Source organism: Kitasatospora sp. NPDC038210, assembly GCF_055600605.1.
Genome location: NZ_JBVJYK010000016.1, coordinates 142,095 through 163,841 on the forward strand (window position 1 = coordinate 142,095; position 21,747 = coordinate 163,841).

Annotated in this window: 18 protein-coding genes and 2 pseudogenes; 7 read left to right on the forward strand and 13 right to left on the reverse strand. The window is 73.6% G+C overall.

All coding sequences use genetic code 11. From position 1 onward, the window contains the following. Nucleotides 1-216: pseudogene (locus tag ACZ7KX_RS29490) on the reverse strand (hypothetical protein); the annotation flags it as partial. 128 nt (nt 217-344) lie between these two features. Here ACZ7KX_RS29490 and ACZ7KX_RS29495 point away from each other — a divergent pair. Then, nucleotides 345-3,905, forward strand: coding sequence for a hydantoinase B/oxoprolinase family protein (locus tag ACZ7KX_RS29495; protein ID WP_470329113.1), 3,561 nt, complete (start codon nt 345-347; stop codon nt 3,903-3,905). Nucleotides 3,906-4,118: 213 nt separating this feature from the next. Beyond that, nucleotides 4,119-6,482, forward strand: a complete 2,364-nt coding sequence (gene ppsA / locus ACZ7KX_RS29500) for a phosphoenolpyruvate synthase (RefSeq protein ID WP_470329114.1) — start codon at nt 4,119-4,121, stop codon at nt 6,480-6,482. A gap of 146 nt (nt 6,483-6,628) precedes the next feature. On the opposite strand, the gene ACZ7KX_RS29505 is transcribed toward ppsA, so the two are convergent. The 5 genes from ACZ7KX_RS29505 to ACZ7KX_RS29525 are packed head-to-tail and all read right to left on the reverse strand — an operon-like array spanning nt 6,629 to nt 11,160. After that, the gene (locus ACZ7KX_RS29505) at nt 6,629-7,135 is read right to left on the reverse strand and encodes a hydrogenase maturation protease (protein WP_470329115.1); all 507 of its coding nucleotides are present in this window, start codon (nt 7,133-7,135) and stop codon (nt 6,629-6,631) included. Next, nucleotides 7,132-8,427, reverse strand: a complete 1,296-nt coding sequence (locus ACZ7KX_RS29510; protein ID WP_470329116.1) for a Ni/Fe hydrogenase subunit alpha — start codon at nt 8,425-8,427, stop codon at nt 7,132-7,134. Before ACZ7KX_RS29510 ends, ACZ7KX_RS29505 begins: the two co-directional genes overlap by 4 nt. Continuing rightward, on the reverse strand, nt 8,424-9,203 hold the full coding sequence (locus ACZ7KX_RS29515; RefSeq protein WP_470329117.1) for an NADH-quinone oxidoreductase subunit B family protein: 780 nt from the start codon (nt 9,201-9,203) through the stop codon (nt 8,424-8,426). The genes ACZ7KX_RS29510 and ACZ7KX_RS29515 overlap by 4 nt, the downstream gene beginning before the upstream one ends. Nucleotides 9,204-9,208: 5 nt before the next feature. Further along, entirely contained in the window at nt 9,209-10,018 is an 810-nt protein-coding gene (locus ACZ7KX_RS29520; RefSeq protein ID WP_470329118.1) for an FAD/NAD(P)-binding protein, read from the reverse strand. Beyond that, a complete protein-coding gene (locus ACZ7KX_RS29525; RefSeq protein WP_470329119.1) occupies nt 10,015-11,160 on the reverse strand; it encodes a 4Fe-4S dicluster domain-containing protein in 1,146 nt (381 codons plus the stop codon). The genes ACZ7KX_RS29520 and ACZ7KX_RS29525 overlap by 4 nt, the downstream gene beginning before the upstream one ends. Nucleotides 11,161-11,517: 357 nt before the next feature. Between ACZ7KX_RS29525 and ACZ7KX_RS29530 the strand changes: the two genes are divergently transcribed. The 3 genes from ACZ7KX_RS29530 to ACZ7KX_RS29540 all read left to right on the forward strand — a co-directional run bounded on the left by ACZ7KX_RS29530 (nt 11,518) and on the right by ACZ7KX_RS29540 (nt 13,434). Next, the gene (locus ACZ7KX_RS29530; protein WP_470329120.1) at nt 11,518-12,180 is read left to right on the forward strand and encodes an OsmC family protein; all 663 of its coding nucleotides are present in this window, start codon (nt 11,518-11,520) and stop codon (nt 12,178-12,180) included. Between the two features lie 14 nt (nt 12,181-12,194). Beyond that, complete coding sequence (locus ACZ7KX_RS29535) at nt 12,195-12,596, forward strand: CBS domain-containing protein (protein ID WP_470329121.1); 402 nt, start codon at nt 12,195-12,197, stop codon at nt 12,594-12,596. Nucleotides 12,597-12,897: 301 nt separating this feature from the next. Beyond that, on the forward strand, nt 12,898-13,434 hold the full coding sequence (locus ACZ7KX_RS29540) for an ester cyclase (protein ID WP_470329122.1): 537 nt from the start codon (nt 12,898-12,900) through the stop codon (nt 13,432-13,434). A 68-nt stretch (nt 13,435-13,502) separates the two neighbouring features. Here the strand turns inward: ACZ7KX_RS29540 and ACZ7KX_RS29545 are convergent, their stop codons facing one another. After that, entirely contained in the window at nt 13,503-13,880 is a 378-nt protein-coding gene (locus ACZ7KX_RS29545) for an STAS domain-containing protein (protein WP_470329123.1), read from the reverse strand. A gap of 408 nt (nt 13,881-14,288) precedes the next feature. Between ACZ7KX_RS29545 and ACZ7KX_RS29550 the strand changes: the two genes are divergently transcribed. Continuing rightward, complete coding sequence (locus ACZ7KX_RS29550) at nt 14,289-15,974, forward strand: sensor histidine kinase (RefSeq protein ID WP_470329124.1); 1,686 nt, start codon at nt 14,289-14,291, stop codon at nt 15,972-15,974. A gap of 73 nt (nt 15,975-16,047) precedes the next feature. Here ACZ7KX_RS29550 and ACZ7KX_RS29555 read toward each other — a convergent pair whose 3' ends face one another. The 6 genes and pseudogenes from ACZ7KX_RS29555 to ACZ7KX_RS29580 all read right to left on the reverse strand — a co-directional run bounded on the left by ACZ7KX_RS29555 (nt 16,048) and on the right by ACZ7KX_RS29580 (nt 19,983). Then, nucleotides 16,048-17,028 carry an Acg family FMN-binding oxidoreductase gene (locus ACZ7KX_RS29555; RefSeq protein WP_470329125.1) on the reverse strand — a complete coding sequence of 327 codons (981 nt, stop codon included), beginning with the start codon at nt 17,026-17,028 and terminating at the stop codon, nt 16,048-16,050. Nucleotides 17,029-17,059: 31 nt separating this feature from the next. Then, nucleotides 17,060-17,353: an SHOCT domain-containing protein gene (locus ACZ7KX_RS29560; RefSeq protein ID WP_470329126.1), complete on the reverse strand. Its 294-nt coding sequence runs from the start codon at nt 17,351-17,353 to the stop codon at nt 17,060-17,062. Between the two features lie 135 nt (nt 17,354-17,488). Beyond that, nucleotides 17,489-17,791, reverse strand: a pseudogene (locus ACZ7KX_RS29565) (response regulator); the annotation flags it as partial. 87 nt (nt 17,792-17,878) lie between these two features. Next, entirely contained in the window at nt 17,879-18,673 is a 795-nt protein-coding gene (locus tag ACZ7KX_RS29570; RefSeq protein WP_470329127.1) for a universal stress protein, read from the reverse strand. Nucleotides 18,674-18,675: 2 nt separating this feature from the next. After that, entirely contained in the window at nt 18,676-19,278 is a 603-nt protein-coding gene (locus ACZ7KX_RS29575; RefSeq protein WP_470329128.1) for a CBS domain-containing protein, read from the reverse strand. Between the two features lie 9 nt (nt 19,279-19,287). Then, entirely contained in the window at nt 19,288-19,983 is a 696-nt protein-coding gene (locus tag ACZ7KX_RS29580; protein ID WP_470329129.1) for a CBS domain-containing protein, read from the reverse strand. Between the two features lie 160 nt (nt 19,984-20,143). Here ACZ7KX_RS29580 and ACZ7KX_RS29585 point away from each other — a divergent pair, with 160 nt between their 5' ends. Then, a complete protein-coding gene (locus ACZ7KX_RS29585) occupies nt 20,144-21,583 on the forward strand; it encodes an MBL fold metallo-hydrolase RNA specificity domain-containing protein (RefSeq protein ID WP_470329130.1) in 1,440 nt (479 codons plus the stop codon). Nucleotides 21,584-21,747 lie beyond the last annotated feature (164 nt).

Below are 21,747 nucleotides of genomic sequence, written 5' to 3' on the forward strand. Positions count from 1 at the left end.
GCCGGGGGAAGAGCGTGGTCGGGCACCTGGGCCCACTGGGCCCCTGGAGGCGCGGGGTGTTGCGTGGGGTGCTCTTTGGTGGTCGAGTCCGGCGCCGGACTCGACCAGGACGGCCACGCCGAGCCGATTGACGGCCGTCACCAGGTCGGGCACCAGTGCCACCCGGCGCTCCCCGGGTACGGTCTCGCGCAGCACCCCCACCGTCGTGGCCGTCATCGCTGCCTCCAGGGTCGACCTTTCCGCCCAGTATGTTCCGTTTGCCCGGGTGGTTCGCCCGGTCGGATACTCGTGCGCGGGGCCACTCGCGCGTGGAACGCCACACGGCACGGCGGAGGGAGCCGGTCATGGCAGCCAGGGGCTGGCAGTTCTGGGTGGACCGGGGCGGGACCTTCACCGACGTGGTCGCACTGACTCCGGACGGCCGACTGCTGACCCACAAGCTGCTCTCGCACGACCCGGTCCGCCACCGGGACCCGGCCGTCGCCGGGATCCGGGCCCTGCTGCCGCCCGACGCCGATCTCGACGTGCACGTCGACTCCGTCCGGATGGGCACCACGGTGGCCACCAACGCCCTGCTGGAGCGCACCGGGGAGCCGACCGTCCTGTGCATCACCCGCGGCTTCGCGGACGCGTTGCGGATCGGCTACCAGAACCGTCCGCAGATCTTCGCCCGCGAGATCGTCCTGCCCGAGCCGCTCTACGCCCGGGTGGTCGAGGTGGACGAACGGGTCACCGCCGACGGCGAGGTCCTGCGCCCGCCCGACCTCGACCGCCTCGCCGAGGACCTGCGCGGGTGCCTGGACGAGGGCCTGCGCTCGGTCGCGGTGGTCTGCCTGCACAGCTACCTGCACCCCGCCCACGAACGGGAGATCGGCCGGCTCGCCGAGCGGCTCGGCTTCGACCAGGTGTCGCTGTCCAGCGAGGCGAGCCCGCTGATGAAGGTCGTTCCGCGCGGGGACACCGCCGTGGTCGACGCCTATCTCGACCCGGGCCTGCGCCGCTACGTCCGGCAGGTCGCGGAGGAACTGGCCGGTGTCCGGCTGATGTTCATGCAGTCCAACGGCGGCCTCGCAGAGGCCGGCCACTTCCGGGGCAAGGACGCGATCCTCTCCGGCCCGGCCGGCGGCATCGTCGGCATGGTGCGGATGTCGGAACTCGCGGGCCACGACCGGGTGATCGGCTTCGACATGGGCGGTACCTCCACCGACGTGTCGCACTACGCGGGCGAGTACGAACGGGTCGTGACCACCCAGGTCGCCGGGGTGCGGCTGCGAGCGCCGATGCTGGCCATCCACACCGTCGCGGCGGGCGGCGGCTCGGTCCTGCGCTTCGACGGCGAACGCCTTCGGGTCGGACCGGACTCGGCCGGTGCCGACCCGGGCCCGGCCTGCTACCGCAACGGCGGACCACTGACCGTCACCGATGCCAACCTGCTGCTCGGCCGCATCCAGGCCGAGCACTTCCCGCACGTCTTCGGGCCGGACGGCGACCAGCCGCTCGACTCCGCTCTGACCCGGCGCCGGTTCACCGAACTGTCCGACGAGATCGGCGGTCTTTCGGCCGAGGAGGCGGCAGAGGGCTTCCTGCGGATCGCGGTGGGCAACATCGCCAACGCGATCAAGCGGATCTCCGTCCAGCAGGGCCACGACGTCACCCGCTACGCCCTGACCACCTTCGGTGGCGCGGGCGGCCAGGTCGCCTGCCCGGTGGCCGAGGCGCTGGGCATCCGCACCGTGCTGGTGCCGCCCATGGCCGGGGTGCTGTCGGCCCTCGGCATCGGCCTGGCCGACACTGTCGTCCTGCGCGAGCAGGCCGTCGAACGGCCGCTGGCCGAGGAGGAGATGGGTGCGGTACGGGCTCTCGCCGACGATCTCGCCGAGACGGCCACCCGCGATCTGCTCGACCAGGGCGTCCCGCCCGGACGGATCCGGCGGACCCGCCGGGCCCGGCTGCGCTACCAGGGCACCGACACCACCATCGGTGTCCCCCTGGGCGAACCGGCCCGCATGCGGGCCGAGTTCGAGGAACGGCACCGGGCCACCTACTCGTTCCTGATGGACCGCCCGCTCGTGGTCGAAGCCCTCGCCGTGGAGGGCACCGGCCTGACCGAGCAGCCCCGGCTCGACGCCCTCTCCCCCACCGGCGCTCGCGCCGATCCCGTCGCCGTCCGCCTGTACACCGGTGGCGGGTGGCGGCAGGTCCCGTTGCTGGAGCGGCGATCGATGCACCCCGACGAAACCGTCACCGGCCCGGCCGTGATCGCCGAGGCCAACGCCACCACGGTGGTGGACGCCGGCTGGAGGGCCGTCGTCACACCGGCCGGGCACCTGTTGGTCGAGCAGCTCGGGGCCACCGCCGAGGAGGCCGTCCCGACCGCCGCCGACCCGGTCCTGCTGGAGGTCTTCAACAACCTCTTCATGGCGATCGCCCAGCAGATGGGCGCCCGGCTGGAGTCCACCGCACAGTCGGTCAACATCAAGGAGCGGCTGGACTTCTCCTGCGCGCTCTTCGACCCGGACGGCAACCTCGTCGCCAACGCCCCGCACATCCCCGTCCACCTCGGCTCGATGGGCACCACGGTCAAGGAGGTGATCCGCCGCCGCGGCCGGGGGATGCGCCCCGGCGACACCTACGCCGTCAACGACCCGTACCACGGCGGCACCCACCTGCCCGACATCACCGTGGTGACCCCGGTCTTCGACCAGGACGGGCAGGACGTGCTGTTCTTCGTCGCCTCCCGCGGCCACCACGCCGAGATCGGCGGCACCGCCCCCGGCTCGATGCCCGCCGACAGCCGGGAGATCCACCAGGAGGGCGTGCTCTTCGACAACTGGCCGCTGGTGGTGGGCGGGCGGTTGCGCGAGGAGGAGACCGTCCGGCTGCTCACCGAGGCGCCGTACCCGTCCCGCGACCCGGACACCAACCTCGCCGACCTGCGCGCCCAGATCGCCGCCAACCGCAAGGGCGTCGACGAGGTCGAAGCGATGGTCGACCACTTCGGACTCGACGTCGTCCAGGCCTACATGCGGCACGTCCAGGACAATGCCGAACAGGCGGTGCGCCGCGCCGTCGACGGCCTGGCCGACGGCACGTACCGCTACGAGACCGACTCCGGTGCGGTGATCGCCGTCTCGGTGCGGGTCGACCGCCGGGACCGCAGCGCCGTCATCGACTTCACCGGCACGTCCCCCCAGCTCGACACCAACCTCAACGCGCCCTCCGCCGTGGTCACCGCCGCCGTCCTGTACGTCTTCCGCACGCTCGTCGCCGACGACATCCCGCTCAACGACGGCTGCCTGCGCCCGCTGCGGATCGTCGTGCCGTCCGGCTCCATGCTCGCCCCCGAGTACCCCGCCGCCGTCGCCGCGGGGAACGTGGAGACCTCCCAGGCCATCGTCGGCGCCCTCTACGCCGCGCTCGGGGTGCAGGCGGAGGGTTCCGGCACGATGAACAACCTCAGCTTCGGCAACGCGGAGCACCAGTACTACGAGACCATCGCGTCCGGTTCCGGCGCCGGCCCGGGATTCGCCGGGGCGGCCGCCGTCCAGACCCACATGACCAACTCCCGCCTCACCGACCCCGAGGTCCTGGAATGGCGCCTCCCGGTCCTCGTCGAGGAGTTCGCCGTCCGCCCCGGCAGCGGCGGCTCCGGGCGTCACCACGGTGGCGACGGCGCCTTTCGGCGTCTGCGCTTCCGCGAGCCGATGACCGTCAGCCTGCTCACCGGCCACCGCCGCGTCCCCCCGTACGGCCTCGCCGGCGGCTCGCCCGGCGCCCTCGGCGCCAACCGCGTCCTGCGCGCCGACGGCACCGTCGAGGACCTGCCGGGCTGCGGCAGCGCCGAGGTCGCGGCCGGGGACACCCTGGAGATCCGCACGCCGGGTGGCGGCGGCTACGGCACCTGACACCACACGCCGGTTCGCGTCATCGGGCCGGCCTTCCACCACTGCCCGGCATGCGAACCGGGCCGACCGGCCCTGCCGTCGCCGCCGACCGGTCCCGTCACCCGGGACCCACTGCGCCTTCCCCGCCCGTTGCCGCAGGAGCACTGTGGGAACGTACGGAGCCCGCGGCCGCAGCGCCGTCGGGACGCCCAGCCAGCGCGCCTGGAGGCAGCCATGCGCCGTGTCATCCGCTTCCGCGACCTCGGCCGGGAAGACGTCGGCCTGGTCGGTGGCAAGAACGCCTCGCTCGGCGAGCTGATCAACGGCCTGGGCCCGGCTGGGGTCCGGGTGCCCGACGGCTTCGCCACCACGGCGGACGCCTACCGGGAGCTGCTCGACGCGGGAGGTTTGCGCGAGCGGATCGCCGGTCAGGTCGACCGGCTGCACGGGGGCGCCCCGCTGCCCGAGGTCGGCGCCGCCATCCGGTCCGCCGTCCTCGCCACCCCACTTCCGCCGGCCCTGGAACGCGAGGTCGTGGAGGCCTACGGGCAGCTCGCACGCGAGGCCGGTCGGACGGACCCGGACGTCGCGGTGCGCAGCAGCGCGACCGCCGAGGACCTGCCGGAGGCGAGCTTCGCCGGTCAGCAGGAGACCTTCCTCAACGTCCGGGGGCCTGCCGCTCTGTTGGATTCCTGCCGGCGCTGCTACGCCTCGCTGTTCACCGACCGGGCGATCGACTACCGGGAGCGGATGGGCTTCGACCACCTCTCCCTCGCGCTGTCGGTCGGGGTGCAGCTGATGGTGCGCTCCGACCTGGCGGGCGCGGGCGTGGTGTTCACCCTGGACACGGAGACCGGCTTCCCCGGTGTGGTGGTGATCAGTGCGGCCTGGGGGCTGGGCGAGACGGTGGTCAGCGGCCAGGTGGACCCGGACGAGTACACGGTGTTCAAGCCCGTGCTCAAGGACCACCACCTCGACCCCGTCGTCCAGGTGCAGCTCGGCGCCAAGCGCCGCAAGGCCGTGTACGCCGGGGACGGCTCGACCACGACCATCGACACCGACGCCCGGGAGCGTTCCCGGCCCGTGCTCGGCGAGGGCGACATCCGCACGCTCGCCGAGTGGGCGGTGGCCGTCGAGGAGCACTACGGCTGCCCGATGGACCTGGAGTGGGCGAAGGACGGCATCACCGGCCGGCTGTTCCTCGTCCAGGCCCGTCCGGAAACCGTGCAGTCCCGCCGCCACGGCGAGGTGCTGCGCCGCTTCCGGCTGACCGGCACCGGCGAGCGGCTGGTGGACGGCATCGCCGTCGGCGAGGCGATCGGCGCCGGGCCGGTGTGCGCGCTGGCCGAACCGGTCGGGCTGGAGCGCTTCCCGCAGGGCGCCGTCCTGGTCACGGAGATCACCGACCCCGACTGGGAGCCGCTCATGAAGCGGGCCGCCGCGATCGTCACCGACCACGGCGGCCGGACCTCGCACGCGGCGATCGTCAGCCGCGAGCTCGGTGTGCCCGCACTCGTCGGCACCGGCTCGGCGACCACGGTGCTCGCCGAGGGGCAGGAGGTCACCGTCTCCTGTGCCGAGGGTGCGGAGGGCCACGTCTACGCGGGCCGCGTCGCGTACGAGGCGACCGAGACCGACCTCGGCTCGCTCCCGGGCACTCGGACGAAGGTGATGCTCAACCTGGCCGACCCCGGAGCCGCGTTCCGCTGGTGGCGGCTGCCGGCGGACGGTGTGGGTCTGGCCCGAACCGAGTTCGTGGTCGCCCACCAGGTCCGCGTCCACCCCATGGCGCTGGTCCACCCCGGACGGCTCTCGCCCGAGGACCGCCGCCTGGTCGACGAACTGACGTACGGCTACCCGGACCGGACCGACTACTTCGTGGACCGCCTCGCCCATGGCGTCGCCCGGATCGCCGCCTCCCGCTGGCCGGACCCGGTGGTGGTGCGCACCAGCGACTTCAAGACGAACGAGTACGCCCGGCTCGTCGGCGGCGCGCCCTTCGAGCCGGTCGAGGCCAACCCGATGATCGGCTGGCGCGGCGCGAGCCGCTACTACGACCCCGGCTACCGCGAGGGTTTCGCCCTGGAATGCCAGGCGCTGCGCCGGGCCCGGGACGAACTCGGGCTGACCAACATCGTGGTGATGATCCCGTTCTGCCGCACCCCGCGGGAGGCCGACCAGGTCCTCTCGGTGATGGCCGACAACGGCCTCGCCCGGGGCGCGAACGGCCTGCGGGTGTACGTCATGGCCGAGATCCCTGCCAACATCCTGCTCGCCGAGCAGTTCGCCGAGCGCTTCGACGGCTTCTCGATCGGCAGCAACGACCTCACCCAGCTCACCCTCGGCGTCGACCGCGACTCCGGCCTGCTCGCCCACCTCTTCGACGAGCGCGACCCGGCCGTCACCCGCAGCATCGAGTCCCTGATCGCCACCGCCCACGCGGCCGGCCGCCACGCCGGCCTCTGCGGCCAACGCCCCAGCAACGACCCCGGCTTCACCCGCTTCCTGGTGCAGGCCGGGATCGACTCGATCTCCGTCACCCCGGACAGCTTCGCCGCGGTGAAGCACGCGGTGGCGGCCGCGGAGCAGCAGGCCTGACCCGGACGAGCACGCCGTGGGTCGAACGGCAGGAGAGGGCGATGACCACGACGGAACCGCGTCCGACGGAGACCAAGGGCTGGGTGGTGGACCACCCCGGGCCGGTCGGCGTCACCGGTCCGGGCCCGCTGGTGTGGGTGCGGCCCTCACGGCCGGGCCCGATGCCCCCGGTACGCCTCCACAGCCCTCTGGACCTCGGCGACGAGGTGCGGCACCGCATCGGCGACGGCCCGGCTCAGGCCCTCGCCGATCGAGAAGTCCCGGCCCTCGACCGCGACGATCAGCAGCTCGCGCGGCAGCTTCCCCAGGGCGGCCGCCAGCGCGACACCGTGGCCCAAACCCAGGCCGTGCGTACCGGCCGCCGCCTCGTCCGCCGGGGAATCGGCGGGCGGGCGACCGGCGTCGACGGCGATGAGGTGGATCAGGCCCGGCTCACCGGGGTCCAGGCGCACCGCGTCGACGACGACGGCGAGGTCGGCACCGTCCCACAGCTCCATCAGCCTGGTGGGCTCGCCGTCGCACAGGGCCAGCCGATCGACGGCCGGGCCTGCGGTCGCGAGTTCCGCGACGACGGCCACGGCGACACCGTCGTCACGGCGGTACTCGTTGCCGACGCCGATGACGACGACCCGTCCCCTGCCCGAGTCCGTCAACTCCGCTCCACGGTGAGGGCGAGGAAGTGCGCCGCGCAGGAGATGCACGGGTCGTAGCTGCGGATCACCCGCTCGCACTGCCGGGTCAACTCGGCGTCGTCCAGGTGCAACCGGGGTTCGATGAAGGCTCGCAGGTCGGCTTCGATCGCGGTCTGGTTCTGTGCGGTGGGCGGGACGATGACGGCCTGCCGGACGAGTCCGTCCGCGTCGATGTCGTACCGGTGGTAGAGCAGCCCGCGCGGCGCTTCGGTGGCGCCGTACCCGGTGCCGGTCTTCGGCGGGACGGGTACGGCCGGGCCGGGCGGCGGCTCGTACTGCTCGATGATCCGTTGTGCCTCGGTGACGGCCCACAGGACTTCGACGGCGCGGATCACGATGCCGCGGAAGGGGTTGTCGCAGTGCGGGCCGAGTCCGGCCTCGGCCGCGAGGGCCCGGACGGCGGTGGGCAGGCGTCCGCTGCCGAGGTTCCAGCGGGCGATCGGCCCGGTGAGGTGCGGCCGGCCGTCGAGTGTGGCGTGCAGGGCGGTGGAGTGCGGCACCTGGTGCTCGCGGACGCGTTGTTCGAACTCCGCCACGCCGAACAGGCCGGCCAGGGCTCCGGTGGGCGTGCCGGAGTCGATGGCGTAGCCGTCGGGCTCGGTGAGGGCGAGGAGTTCGTGCCGGACGGTCAGCGCCGGGAACTCGAACCCGGACACCCAGCCGAGGGTGTCCTCGGCGTCGGTCCGCGCCCGGCGCAACACCGCTGCCAGGTGGTCGAGTTCGGCCCGGGTCGGGAGCCGGTGGAAGCCGCCGAGCCGGACGTTGACCGGGTGGATCGCCCGCCCGCCGAGCGTTTCGACGATCTCGTTCCCGGCTTTCTTCAGCCGCAACCCGCGCTGCAGCAGGACCGCGTCGGTACGGGCCAGCGCCAGCGCGTCCGGCAGGCGCAGGAAGTCGGGGGCGTGCAGCAGGTAGATGTGCAGCGTGTGGCTCTCGATCCACTCCCCGCAGTACAACAGCCGCCTCAGCTGAGCGAGTTGGCCGTCCACCCGGACCCCGCAGGCGTCCTCCACCGCCTGGCAGGCGCTCATCTGGTACGCCACCGGGCAGATCCCGCAGATCCGGGAGGTGAGGTCGGGCGGCTCGGTGTACCGGCGACCGCGCAGCAGCGCCTCGAAGTAGCGCGGGGGCTCGTAGATCGCCAGCCGGACGCTCTCCACCTCCTCCCCTCGGACGGAGACGTGCAGCGCGCCCTCCCCCTCGACGCGGGCCAGCGCACCGACGGTCAGCAAGCGTCGGGTGCGATGGGTCATCCGGTGTCCTCCGTCGCCTGTCGGGCCGCCTCCGCGAAGCCGGGAGCCTCGGCGTTGAACGTACGGTAGAGCCGGGCGGCGTCCGCCTCCGCCACGCCGTCGCGGCGCAGCAGCGGCAGCAGCGCGCGGGTGTTGGGCGTCTCCATGGGCCCGAAGCAGCCGTAGCAGCCGCGCCCGTACGCCGGGCAGATCGCACCGCAGCCGGCCTGGGTGACCGGGCCGAGGCAGGGGGTGCCGTGGGCGACGGTGACACAGGTGGTGCCGCGCATCTTGCACTCGAAGCAGACACTGTGGGTGGGGATGTCGGGCTTGCGGTCGGCCAGGTACGCCGTGATCACCTCCAACAGTTGCCGCTTGTCGATCGGGCAGCCGCGCAGTTCGAGGTCGACCGGCACGTGGGCGGAGACCGGGGTGGAGTCGTCGAGGCTGTCGACGTACTCGGGCCGGGCGTAGACGACGGCCTGGTACTCGGGCAGGCCCGCCAGGTTGCGCAGGGCCTGGACTCCGCCGGCGGTGGCACAGGCGCCGATGGTCACCAGGTGGCGGGACTGCTCGCGGACCCGCCGGATGCGGTCCAGGTCCGCGGCCGTCGCGATGGAGCCCTCGACCAGGGAGAGGTCGTACGGCGGTGGCAGCTCACGGCTGGAGGCCTCCAGGAAGTAACCGATCTCGATCGTCCCGGCAAGCTCCAGGAGTTCGTCCTCGCAGTCGAGCAGGGTCAGCTGGCAGCCGTCGCAGGAGGAGAACTTCCACACCGCCAGGCGCGGGGTGCCCATGGCGCTCACCTCTCCGGCGTGTCCAGCAGGCCGTCGACCAGGTCCCAGCCGAGGACCGGACCGTCCCGGCAGACGAGTACGGGGCCGAGCTGGCAGTGCCCGCACCAGCCGGTGGCGCAGCGCATGTTGCGTTCCAGCGAGACCCGGATCCGGTCCGCGGGGACGCCTCGGCGCGACAGCTCGCGGGCGGTGGCACGCATCATCACCTCGGGGCCGCAGAGGTACGCCGAACAGTGGTCGGGCCGGAAGACGGCGTCGGCCAGCAGGGCGGTGACCAGGCCGGTCGCCCCGCACCAGCCGGGCTCGGGGCGATCCACGGTGACCTCCACGTGCGCGCGGGAGCGCCAGCGCGGCAGGTCGTCGAGGAACAGCTGCTCACCGGGATCGCGGTACCCGGCGAGCACCGAGACCGTCCCGTACGCCTCGGCCCTCGCGAGGACCTCCTCGATCAGCGGGCGCAGCGGGGCGAGTCCGACGCCGCCGGAGACGATCAGCACGTCGCTGCCGGCGGGCGGGGTCTGCCACGCCGTGCCGTACGGTCCGCGGGAGCCGATCCAGTCGCCGCGCTCGGCCCGGCACAGTGCCTCGCTGACCTTGCCGACCGCACGGACGGTGTGGCTCAGCACCGCGCCGTCGATCCGACTGGTGGAGAGCGGGATCTCGCCCGTCCCGAAGGCGTACAGCATCGCGTACTGCCCGGGGCGGAACGGCCGCAGCGGCGCGGCCGCCGGTGCCAGGTCGAGGGTGACGGTGTCGGCGGTCTCACGGCGGCGGCCCAGCACCCGGTACGGCACGGGCGTGGTCGGGTGCGTCATGACGCACCCCCGGTGGTCGTCGCCTCGGCCCGCAGGGCGGTGACCTCCTCGGTGATGTCGATGCCGACCGGGCACCAGGCGATGCAGCGCCCGCAGCCGACGCAGCCCGAGGAGCCGAACTGGTCGTGCCAGGTGCCGAGCTTGTGGGTGAGCCACTGGCGGTATCGGCTGCGGGCGGAGGTGCGGACCGGACCGGTGCCGTGCAGGTAGGAGAAGTCGAGGTCGAAGCAGGAGTCCCAGCGTCGCCACCGCTCGGCGTGGTCACCGGTGAGGTCGGTGACCTCCTCGGTGGTGGTACAGAAGCAGGTGGGGCAGACCATGGTGCAGTTGCCGCAGGTCAGGCAACGGTCTGCGACCTGGTTCCAGCGCTCGGCGTTCATCGTGCCGGCCATCAGTGCGCGCAGGTCGGTCGGGTCCATGCTCCGGCCCATCCGACCGGCGGCCTCGGCGACGGCCGTGCGGGCGTGCTCGCCGTCGGTGGGACGGCTGGGGATCGCGGCGAGGACCTCCTCGCCGTCGGGGCTGCCGACGCGGACCAGGTAGTGCGGCCCGTCCGGTTCGACGGTCTCGGTCAGCGCCAGGTCGTAGGACGCGCCCCCGGGCACGCCCGGGCCGGTGCCCATCGAGGCGCAGAAGCAGACCCCGCTGGGCTCGGTGCACTCGGCCACCACGATGAACACGCCGGCGCGCCGCCGACCGTAGACCGGATCCGCGTACGCGCCGCCCGTCAGCACCCGGTCCTGCACCGCGATCGCGCGCAGGTCGCAGGGGCGCACGCCGAGGAAGGCGTAGCGCGGCGACGGGCCGTCCTCCCCCTCCCGGACGGTGACGGTGCCGTCCCCGGCCCGGTCGGCCTGCCAGAGCCTGGCCCGCGGCGGGTGCAGGAAGGTCTTCCAGGACTGCGGCCCGGCGGAGTGGGCGAACGCCGCCCGGTCCTCGCGCCGGTGCAGCCGGTAGGTGCCGGCCTCGGCCTCGATCCCCCAGCCGTACGGCAGCTCCTGTGCCGAGGCCAGTTCGGCGAGCACGATCGCGCCGTCCCGGACCGTGGGCCCGATCACGGTGTGTCCCCGCTGCCGCAGGGCCGCGACCAGTGCGGCGAGGCCTGCTTCGTCCAGTTCCACGAGCGGTGCCGTCGTCCCCATTGCGCCCTCCTCGGCCTGCTTCCCGACGCCGCCCGGGTGGCGGTCCCCGTCATTCCACTGTCGGCCGCCCGCCGGTTTTCCGCATGGGCCGGTCGGTCCTGGTCCACGGACCAAGGCCCCCCGGCCTGCGAACGGGCCCGACCGGCCCTGCTCCGCCTGCTCGGCGACGGCCGACGACGGGCGGTCGAGGCACTGCGCCGGACGGACGACGCCGCGGCCGGAGTCCTCAGGACCGGAACCCGGCGGCTGGGGCCGGGTGGCGGGCCAAACGACCCTGCCGACCCGTTCCCGGCGGCGGTCTGCTGGACATGGAGGCCCGCTCCCCGTTCCGGGCCCTGACGAGCGGAGGCACCGACCGTGCTGACCGACGAATCCCGCACCGCCACCCAGCAGTTGCTGCACACCGCCGCCGGACGGACCGTCTCCGTGTCCCGCCACACCCCGGCGGCCCCGCCGGACACCGGTCACGTCGTCCTCGACACGGCCCGCGAGCCGCACGACACCGACCGGCTGCGGATCTCGCTCACCCCGGCCGAGGCCAGGCGCCTGGCCGGAACACTGCTCCGCCACGCCGCCGCCGTCGAACGGCCCCGGGCGCTTCGGCCCGGACGGATCGACGTGGACCCGGTCGCCGGGGACCTCTATGCCATCGGCATCCGGTCCCACGTGCTGGCCGTCGACCAGCCGCTCGACGCGGGCGGCACCGACTCCGCACCGACCCCGGTCGAGCTGTGTGCCGCCGCCCTGGCCTCCTGCGCCGCCCACTACGCCGGCGGTTACCTCGACCGGCACGGGCTGAGCCGCGACGGCCTGCACGTCACCGGCGACTACACCATGTCCCAGGACCGCCCGGCCCGGATCGCCTCCGTGTCCATCGAGGTCACCGCACCGGGTCTGCCACCCGGACGAGCGCCCGGCCTACTGGCGGTCGTCCGCCACTGCACGGTGAAGAACACGCTCGACCGGCCGCCGGACGTCACGGTCTCGGTGAGCAGCACCCGGAAGGCCACCGCGCCGTGAAGGCCTCGGACCTGATGACGTCACCTCCGGTGACGGTCGGCCCCACCGCGACGGCCGTGGGAGCGGCCCGACGGATGGAAGAGGGGGCGGTCGGCTGCGTCCTGGTCACGGAGGGCGACCGGCTGCTCGGCATCCTCACCGACCGCGACCTGACCGTCCGTGGCATGGCCCACGACGGAAGCCCGGAGCGGCCCGTCACCGACCTCATGACCGTCCGCGTCGTCACCCTGGACGTCGACGACGACCTCGACACGGCCTACCGCACCTTCCGCAACACCGGCGTCCGCCGCCTGCCCGTGATCGACGGCGGCCGCCCGGTCGGCATGCTCACCGTCGACGACCTGCTCCGCGACGTCGTCCAGCGGCTCCTCGACGTGCTGATCCCGGTCTCCCGCAGCGCGCTGCGGGAGACCTGACCGACCTCACCCCCTCGAACCCTCGGCAGGCGGTCACGGGCCGGTGCCGCCCCGGTACCGACCTCCACGGCATACCGTCGGATCGTGCGCCCGCCCGGCGGCGTCGGCGAGCACGCCGGGCATCCGGCCGCGACGAGGACGGGCAGCACAATGCTCATGTCGGACGGGCCGGGCGGTCGTGCCGGACCGCGGGGGTGGGACGCCGGCGGACCGACCGAATGGCACGGTCATGGGTGCCAGGCGAGGCTGGGAAGAGATGCCCGCAGTCCGTCGGCGGACCATTCTTTGCCAGGAGGGCCCCATGAGCGCGCCCACGTCACCACTCGCACCCGCGGATGTCGCCCGCAGCGCGGCGGACGCCCTCGGAGCAGGCGATCTGGACCGGTACAGCGAGCTGGTTCACGAGGACGCCGTCTTCGAGGTCCTTCCCTTCGGGGAGCAACGCGGTCGTGTCGCGGTCCGCGGGTTCTTCGAGGAACTCCGAGGGGCATTGCCGGACCTGTCGTTCTCCGCGGAGGCGGTCATGGGGGACGGACGGCACGCGGCCGTGGAGTGGCGGATCCGCGGCACGTTCGACGGCGCGCCGTTCCAGGGGTTCAGGCCGAACGGACGCGAGTTCGACATCCAGGGCATCGACTTCATGGAGATCGAAGACGGTCGGATCCGACACGACCGGATAGCCTTCGACGGCGCCCAGTGGGCCCGCCAGCTCGGGCTGCTGCCGCACCGGGGCTCGATGGCCGAGCGCGCCGTGACCACCGCCTTCAACGCGAAGACCGGAGTCGCGGCGTGGTGGCAGGAGCGTAGGCAGGCGAGCGGTCGCGACGGCCACCGCTGAGGTCGTGCGTCGGGCGGGACACCGACGAGCACCGGTGGGCGCGAACGCCCCGCCCGGACGGGACCGGCCTACCGGCGCGGTGGCTCCCGCGCTGCACCCCCGGCCGACGCGTGCGGCGCCGTGAGCGGCGGCGAGGGCAGGAGGAGGCTGGTGGCCCGGAGAAGAACGAGAAGGTGCCGAAGCTGCGGCCCGGCCCCCGCGAGGCGGAACTCGACGTGCTGGACGTTCGCCATCCTGCGGGCCCGGAGAAGGGCTCGAAGTCCGGCGGCATCGCAGAAGTCGAGCTTCGTGACGTCCAGGTCCAACTGCTCCGGGCGCTCCCGCAGGGCCCAGGCCACGGCGTGGATGACCGGCTGCGCGGTGGTGACGTCGAGTTCGCCTTCCAGCGACACCACGGCGGTGCCGTCGCACAGCCCGGTCCTGGTGTGGAGTAGGTCGGCTTGCATGACGACCACCCGAGATGTCGTTCGAAGGGGTGAACCGGACCGGAATCCCCCGTATTCACCGTAGGCCCGGCCCCGCGGCGGGTCATGGGCCGGACAGACCGCGGCAATGGGCCGTACGGCTCGATCGGGGCCCGCGGTGACGTCCTGCCACCGCCGCCGTCGGTCCGAGGAGGTGAACGCCTCGGTCCACGGGGTGCTGCAGGTGGCGCAGCCGAGGAGACGGAAGCCGACCGGGCCGAAAGCGGCGCCGGCACCTTCCCGGCGATTCGCGACGGCCGCCACGGGACCCCCGCGCCCGACGATCTGCGGCGGGCGCGCCTACGCTGGTCCGTGGGCATCGAGGGGCGAGCCGTGGAGGTTCCCTTGGACAGCGCTTCACAGTCCAGCGCAACGGAGCCGGGCGCCCCCGTGCCGAAGTTGCGGCTGGACGAGCTCCTGGACGAACTCCAGGCCCGGCTGGACGCCGCCCGCGGCACCCGCGACCGCGTCCACAGCCTGCTGGAGGCGGTGCTCGCGGTCGGGCGCGACCTGGAGCTGACCCAGGTGCTGCAGCACATCGTGGAGGCGGCCGTCACCCTGGTGGACGCCGAGTACGGCGCGCTCGGGGTGATCGGCGAGGACCAGCGCCTCTCGCAGTTCATCCCGGTCGGGGTCACCGACGAACAGGTCAAGATCATCGGCGCCCTGCCGTCCGGGCACGGCATCCTCGGCGAGCTGATCCGCCACCCCGAGCCGCTGCGGCTCTCCCGGCTCTCCGACCACCCCGCCTCCTACGGCTTCCCGGCCGACCACCCACCCATGCGGACCTTCCTGGGGGTGCCGATCCGGATCCGCGACAAGGTGTTCGGCAACCTCTACCTCACCGAGAAGCGCGGCGGCGGCGACTTCGACGCCGAGGACGAGGCGGTGCTCGCCACCCTCGCCGTCGCCGCCGGCGTGGCCATCGACAACGCCCGGCTGTACGCCCGGGCCCGGCAGCGGCAGCGCTGGCTGGAGGCCAGTGCCGAGGTGACCAGCAGCCTGCTCTCGGGCAGCGCGGAGCAGGAGGTGCTGGACCTGCTGCTCGCCCGGGCGGCCGACATCGCCGGCGCGGACCTCTCCGTCGTCGCCGTACCACTGCCGGACACCGGCGAGCTGGAAGTACGGATCGCCGTCGGCCTCGGCGCGCAGGAACACCGCGGTCTGGTGCTCCCGGTCGAGGGCTCTTTCATGGGCGCGGCCTTCCACACCGGCGGGCTCGTGGTGAGCCCCGACGTCCGGCACGACCCGAGGATCACCGCCGGGCCGCCGCGCTGGGAGGGCCTGGGCCCGGCCGTCGCCGTCCCCGTCGGCACCGCCGAGCGCGGCATCCGCGGGGTGCTGCTGCTGGCCAGGGCGGCCGGCGCACCGCTGTTCGACGAGGGCGAGTCCGGGCCCCTGCTGGGCTTCGCGGGACAGGCGGCGGTGGCCATGGAGCTCGCCCAGCGGCGCCGGGACTCCGAACAGGTCGCTCTGCTGCGGGAACGCGACCGGATCGCGCGCGACCTGCACGACCTGGCCGTCCAGCGGCTCTTCGCCACCGGGATGACCCTGCAGGGCGCGACCCGCTTCATCGACCACCCCGAGGCGACCGACCGGGTGCTGCGGGCGATCGACGACCTGGACGAGACCGCGAAGACGATCCGCAGCACCATCTTCGGCCTCCGGGTCCGCGAGAGGGGCCCGGCGGCGACGGGCCTGCGCACCCGGCTCGTCGACGTGGTCGACCGCGCGGCCCTCGTCCTGGGATTCACCCCGGCCCTGCGGATGACCGGCCTGCTCGACGTAGCCGTCCCCGCCGAGATCGCGGACGCCGCGGTGGCGGTCCTGGAGGAGGCGCTGTCCAACGTGGCGCGTCACGCGAACGCCGGCGCCGTCGAGGCCTCGGTCACCGCCGGGACGGACCTGACCGTCACCGTGACCGACGACGGCGTCGGCCTGCCCGAGCGCGGCCGCCGCAGCGGCCTGACCAACCTCGCCGACCGCGCCACCGCCCTGGGCGGCACCTTCACCGCGCGGGCTCGCCCCGAGGGCGGCACCGAGCTGGTCTGGCAGGTACCACTGCCCGACGATTAGGCGTCCTTCGACGCCGTCGCCGGGGACAGCTGGTTCTGCCGGGGCGAATCCTGTCTCCCCGTCCCCTGACCGGTCAGGTCGGGTCCCATACGTCACCGGCCGTCAGACGAGGCGTGGGCGTGCCCTCGGGGCCGTAGCCGAGGCGGATCAGGATCTGGACGTGGCCGGGGCCGCGGTGCGGGTCGCGGGCCTCCCGGCGCAGGTAGGGCCACTCCATGGCCTGGTCGAGCAGGGAGGCGCGGACCCCGTGGACGGTGGCGGCGAGCAGGACGTGTTCCAGGGCGAGGCCGGCCTGCAGCCAGTCCCGTGGGCCGTCGTGCTCGGTGGCGAGGACGGCGATGCACGGCTCGCGTTCGAACAGTGTCGGAGAGTGGTGTTCGGCGGCGTGGATGGCGGAGAAGTCGCGCATCGGCAGGTGGCCGGCCGCGTCCTGGGGGCCGAGCGCAGTGGCCGGGATGCCGTACGGCGGTACCTCGCCGGTGCGGGTCCAGTTGCGGCTCTCGGTGCGCTGGGCTTCGTCGGTGGTGTTGCGGCGCTCGGCCTCGGCCGTGAGGTGCAGCAGCCGTTCGGTCTCCGCGTGGTCGGGCAGGTGGAGCAGGGCGTCCTCGGACCGGGCGGCGGTGGCCAGTTCCTCCAGGACGGCCGGGGGAACCGGCTCGCCGGTGAACGGGGTGCGGATCGAGTGCCGGTGCCAGATCGCCTCGTACAGCTTCTCCGTACCCGGGGCGGGCACGGGGGCCGAAGCATCGAGTTCGACGGCCGCCAGGAGGTCCGGTTCGGCGGGGTCGGGCAGCAGCCTCACCTCGGGCGCCCAGCCGAGGTGGCGGGCGGCGACCCTCAGGTTGAGGACGGCCGCGCCGACGGAGATGTGCAGCGCCCGGCCCTGCGGGTCGACGGTCGGGACGGCCCGGCTGCGGTCGGCCCGGACCTCCAGCGTCGAGGTGTCCGGCTGGAGCCGGAAGCGCCAGGGCTGGCTGTTGTGGATCGAGGGTGCCGCCACCGCGGCGGAGACCAGCTTCTCCAGCGCGCGGGCGTCGAGGGCGAGGGTGGGCATGACCGCCTCCAGGGTGGGTCGTCGGCCCGGGTCAGCCGCAGGCGGACGGATCGCCACCGCGCAGGACGTCCAAACGGGTGCGGTACTCGTCGGGGTCGATCTCGCCGCGGGCGAGGCGTTCGGCGAGCAGTTGCTCCGGGGTCTGCCGCTGCGGTGACGGCGCGGTCGGCGGAACCGGCGCCACCGGGTTGCCCGGGGTCGTCCGCCCCAGGTGTCGGACCAGGGCCATCACACCGAGGATCACGAGCGCCCAGAAGAGCAGCATGGTCACGGTCATCAGGCCGATTCCCCAACCGTTCATACCACCGTCGTTCCAGTACATCATCGCCGTCTCCTCGGCCGTGGCGGGAGGTTCGTCACCTCCACCGTGCGTCCGGGCAGGGGCAAGCCGCTTGGGCCGTTCGGCTCTACCTCCGGGCCCACCTGGTCAGTGCGGGCGCTGGTGGTGCTGCTCGGGGTCGGCGTGGGCGGCGTCGAGCAGGGCGTCGTCGTCGTCGAAGGAGGTCAGCATCAGGCAGGCGAGGCCGGGCAGCCCGTCCCGGAGCTCCCGGCAGACGCTCACGCCGTCACCGTCCGGGAGCCGCACGTCCAGCACGGCGACGTCCGGGCGCAGCGCCGGCACCCGGGCGAGGGCCTGCGCGCAGCTGCCGGCCTCCCCGACGACCTCCAGGTCCGGCTCGGCCTCCAGGAGGTCACGCACCCCGCGCCGGACCACCTCGTGGTCGTCCAGCAGGAAGACGCGTACGGGCCCGGGCGTGTCCATGGCCTGCTCCGTGGGGGTGCGCGGACATCGGCACAATCGATACTCCGCGTTCGGACCGCCCGGCGCAGCTTCCTGCCGCCCGGGTCGTCAGCGCGGTACGACGGCGACCGGACAGCGGGCGCGGTGGACCACCGCCCGGGTGACCGGTCCCAGGTGGTTCCCGGTGCGGCCGAGCACGAGCAGGCCCGCGGATCGGGCGGCGTCCGTCAGTGCGTCAGCGGGCCAGGCGCGCCTGACGTCCGGGACGGCGATCGGCTCCGGGTCGCGCACCAGCAGCTCGACCAGGGCGCCCTCCTCCGCCTCCGCGAGCAGAGCCCGGTCAGTGGCCGAGCGGGCCCTCCAAGCCGCGGGCGGAGTCCACGCGTGGACGACCCGGAGCGGGACGCCCGCCGTCATGGCAGCCTTTCGGGCAAAGGCGAGGACAGCCCCCGCCGGGTCGTGGGCGTCGACGCCCACGACCACCTCCCGAGACCCGGCCGTACCCGGGTTCGCCCGGACCAGGACGACGGGACAGGGCGCGTGGGCCGCGACGGCGAGCCCCACCGACCCGAGCGGGCCGTGACGCGCGGCGGAACCGAGTGCCACCAGCTCGGCCGATTCCGCTGCGGCCGTGACCCCGGCGGGCGCGTGCTCGTGCAGCAACTCGGTGTCGACCCCCAGCTGGGGGTGGTTCGCCCGCACCCACTCGGCGGCGTCGGCGAGCATGCCGAGCGCCCGGCCACGCACCTCGCTCACACCGGGCAGCCCCGGCACCGCGTGCTGCGGCCGGGGCCAGGCGTACACCAACCGCAGCCGAGTGCCGCGCCGGACCGCCTCGTCGGCGGCCCAGCGGGCGGCGGCAAGGCTCTCCGGCGAACCGTCGACAGCGGCGAGTACCGCCACGATCAGGCCGGCGTGGCGAGCCGTAGTTCGACGCCGACGACGCCGGGCACGGAACTCACCAGGCGTTCCAGGATTCCGGCGGAGACGGTGTCGGGAAGGCCTCCGGTCAGCGTGATCCGTCCCCTCTCGGAGCGGACGTCGGTGTCCACTGCCGCGCCGGGGCCGAGAGTGGCAACGAGTTCGAAGCGGACCCGGTCGGCGAGTTCGCGGTCGTCGCCGAGGTACACCTTCAGCAGATCGCCGCGGCTGACGATGCCGACCAGGTAGTCCTCCTCGTCCACGACCGGGAGCCGTTTCAGGTGGCCGCGGGCCATCGCCCGGGCGGCCTCGTTCAGCGGGCTGCCGGGGTGCACGGTGACCGCCGGGACGGACATCATCCGCCCGGCCGTCAGAGCCTCGGCGCGCTCGCCGTCACGGTCCCGGGCGGTGAGCAGGTCGGCCTCGGAGACCACTCCGACGACCCGGCCGTCCCCGGTCAGCACCGGGAGTGCGCTGACCCGCCAGCGCTGCAGGGTGTCGGCGATCTCGCGGAAGTCCGCGTCGCGGCCGACCGCGACCACGGCGTGGGTCATCACGTCGGCGACGGTACTCGGTGTGAGGGTCATCGTGGCCTCCTACGACGCCGCGCGGTATGCGCGGGGGTGTTCCAGGGGCTGCTCGGTGTCGTCCTCGGTCCAGTCCAGGGTGGCGTGGACGGCCACCACACCGTCCACGGCGCGGCAGAGCCGTTCGGTGACGGCGATCAGGCTGCGGCGCGGCAGCCGCCCCTCCAGGGTGACCACGCCGTCTTGCACCGCGACCCGGATGTCGCCGGGCGCCACCCAGAGGGTCTGGCCGAGCACGTCGTGGTTGATCTCGTCGCGAATGGCCGCGTCGTGCCGCAGGAAGACCTGCAGCAGGTCCCGGCGGCTGACGATGCCGACCAGTCGGCCGACCTCGTCGACCACGGGCAGCCGCTTGACCCGGTGCTTGTCCATGGCCCGCGCGGCTTCGGGCACGGACCAGCCGGGGCGGGCGGTGACGGCGGGGCTGGTCATCAGCCCGCCGGCCGTCTCGGCCTCGGCGCGGGCACGGTCCTTCGCGTCCAGCCAGCGGCCGGGGTAGCGTCCCTCCGGGTCCGGCAGGACGGCCTCCTTGCGGATCAGGTCGGCTTCGGAGACCATGCCCAGCGGTCGTCCCTGGTCGTCGACGACGGGGATCGCGGTGATGTCGTTGCGGTGGAACAGCGCCGCGACCTCCTTGACCGGTGTGTCGGGCCGGGCGGTGACGACCTCGTGGGTCATCACGTCATTGACGCTGCGGTGCTGCATCGTCCTCACTCCTCCTCGGGTGGTCCCGCCTTCACTGTCCGCCCCCCCGAGGCCGGCGGACAGGGCCGGACGGTCCCTGCCGACGGGCCGTTCCGGCCCAGGACGGCGCAGCCGGGCGGCGGGACGATGGGAGTGACCTCACGCTCCATGGGAGGCGGCCATGAGGACGGACACCACGACGACCGACACCGGCGGATCCGGTCCGCCTCCGAGGCCCGGACTACTGACCTTCCTCGGCGGCGTGGGCACCGTCACCGGCAGCAAGTTCTTGATCGAGACCGACCACGCCCGGTTGATGATCGACTGCGGCCTCTTCCAGGGCCTGGCCGAGCTGCGCCGCCGCAACCGCCGCCCGCTTCCGCTCGACCCCGCGGACGTACGGGCCGTCGTCCTCACCCACGCCCACCTGGACCACTGCGGCTACCTGCCACGCCTCGTCCGTGACGGCTTCCGCGGACCGGTGCTCACCACCCCGGACACCGCCCGGATCGCCGAACTCATCCTTCGTGACAGTGCCCACCTGCTGCGCGAGGAGGCGGATCACGCGAACGAACACGGCTGGTCCAAGCACCGCCCGGCACAACCGCTCTACGACGACGAGGACGTCGAGAACGCGCTGCGGATGTTCGACCCCGTCCCGCTGGACACCGACGTCGAAATCACCGCCGGCATCGTCCTGCGGCTGCACCGCGCCGGACACATCCTCGGCTCCGCCTGGGCCCACCTGGTACTCGAAGACGGCCACACCATCGCCGCCAGCGGCGACCTCGGCCGTCCCGTCCACCCCCTGCTGCGCCCGCCCGAACCCTTCACCGGCGCCGACGTGCTCCTGATGGAGTCCACCTACGGTCACCGGCACCACGAGGAGACGGCCGCCCGCGAGTGGTTCGCCCGCGCACTGGAACGGACTCTCGCCCGCGGCGGCACCGTCGTCATCCCGTCCTTCGCCGTCGACCGCACCGAGGTCGTGCTGCACCAGCTCGGCGAACTGCGGCGGGCCGGCCGACTGCCCGCCAACGTGCCCGTGTACGTGGACAGTCCCATGGCGCTGGCGACCCTGCAGATCTACCGGGAGGCCTTCGCAGCGGGCTCCGACCAGCTGCGCCCCGACGTCCTCGCCGAAGGCCCCACCGCGCTGGACCCGGAACCGTTCACCCTGATCCACTCGCTCCAGGAGTCGCTCGCCCTGGACCACGCCCACGGCCCCGCCGTCATCGTCTCCGCCTCCGGCATGGCCACCGGCGGCCGCGTCGTCCACCACCTCGCCCGCCTGCTGCCCGACGCCCGCAACACCGTGATCGTGGTCGGCTACGCCGCCGCGGGCACCCGCGCCCGCGACCTGGTCGACGGCGCCCGCACGCTGAAGATGTACGGCACCTACGTCCCGGTGCGTGCCGAGGTCGTCAACGTCCCCGCTTTCTCCGCACACGCCGACGCCACGGAGATCATCGACTGGCTCCGCAACGCCCCGCCGCCCAGCGCCGTCTACCTCGTCCACGGCGAGCCCGAAGGCTCTGAGGCGCTGCGCGACCGGATGGACCGCGAACTCGGCTTCACGGCCGTGGTGCCCCGATCGGGCGAGCGGGTACTGATCCGATAGGTCCCGACGGGCGGCGTTGCACTTCCCGAGTGGCAGGAGCGGGTTCGTCAGTGCCGCCGCAGCGGGAGCCGGTGCCACGGCGCGTCGGCGACCATCCCGGCCGGAAGCGGGCGGAGCGCCGGCAAGACCGCCACCGGGCGTCGAAGTCGCGGGCTGCTACCTGC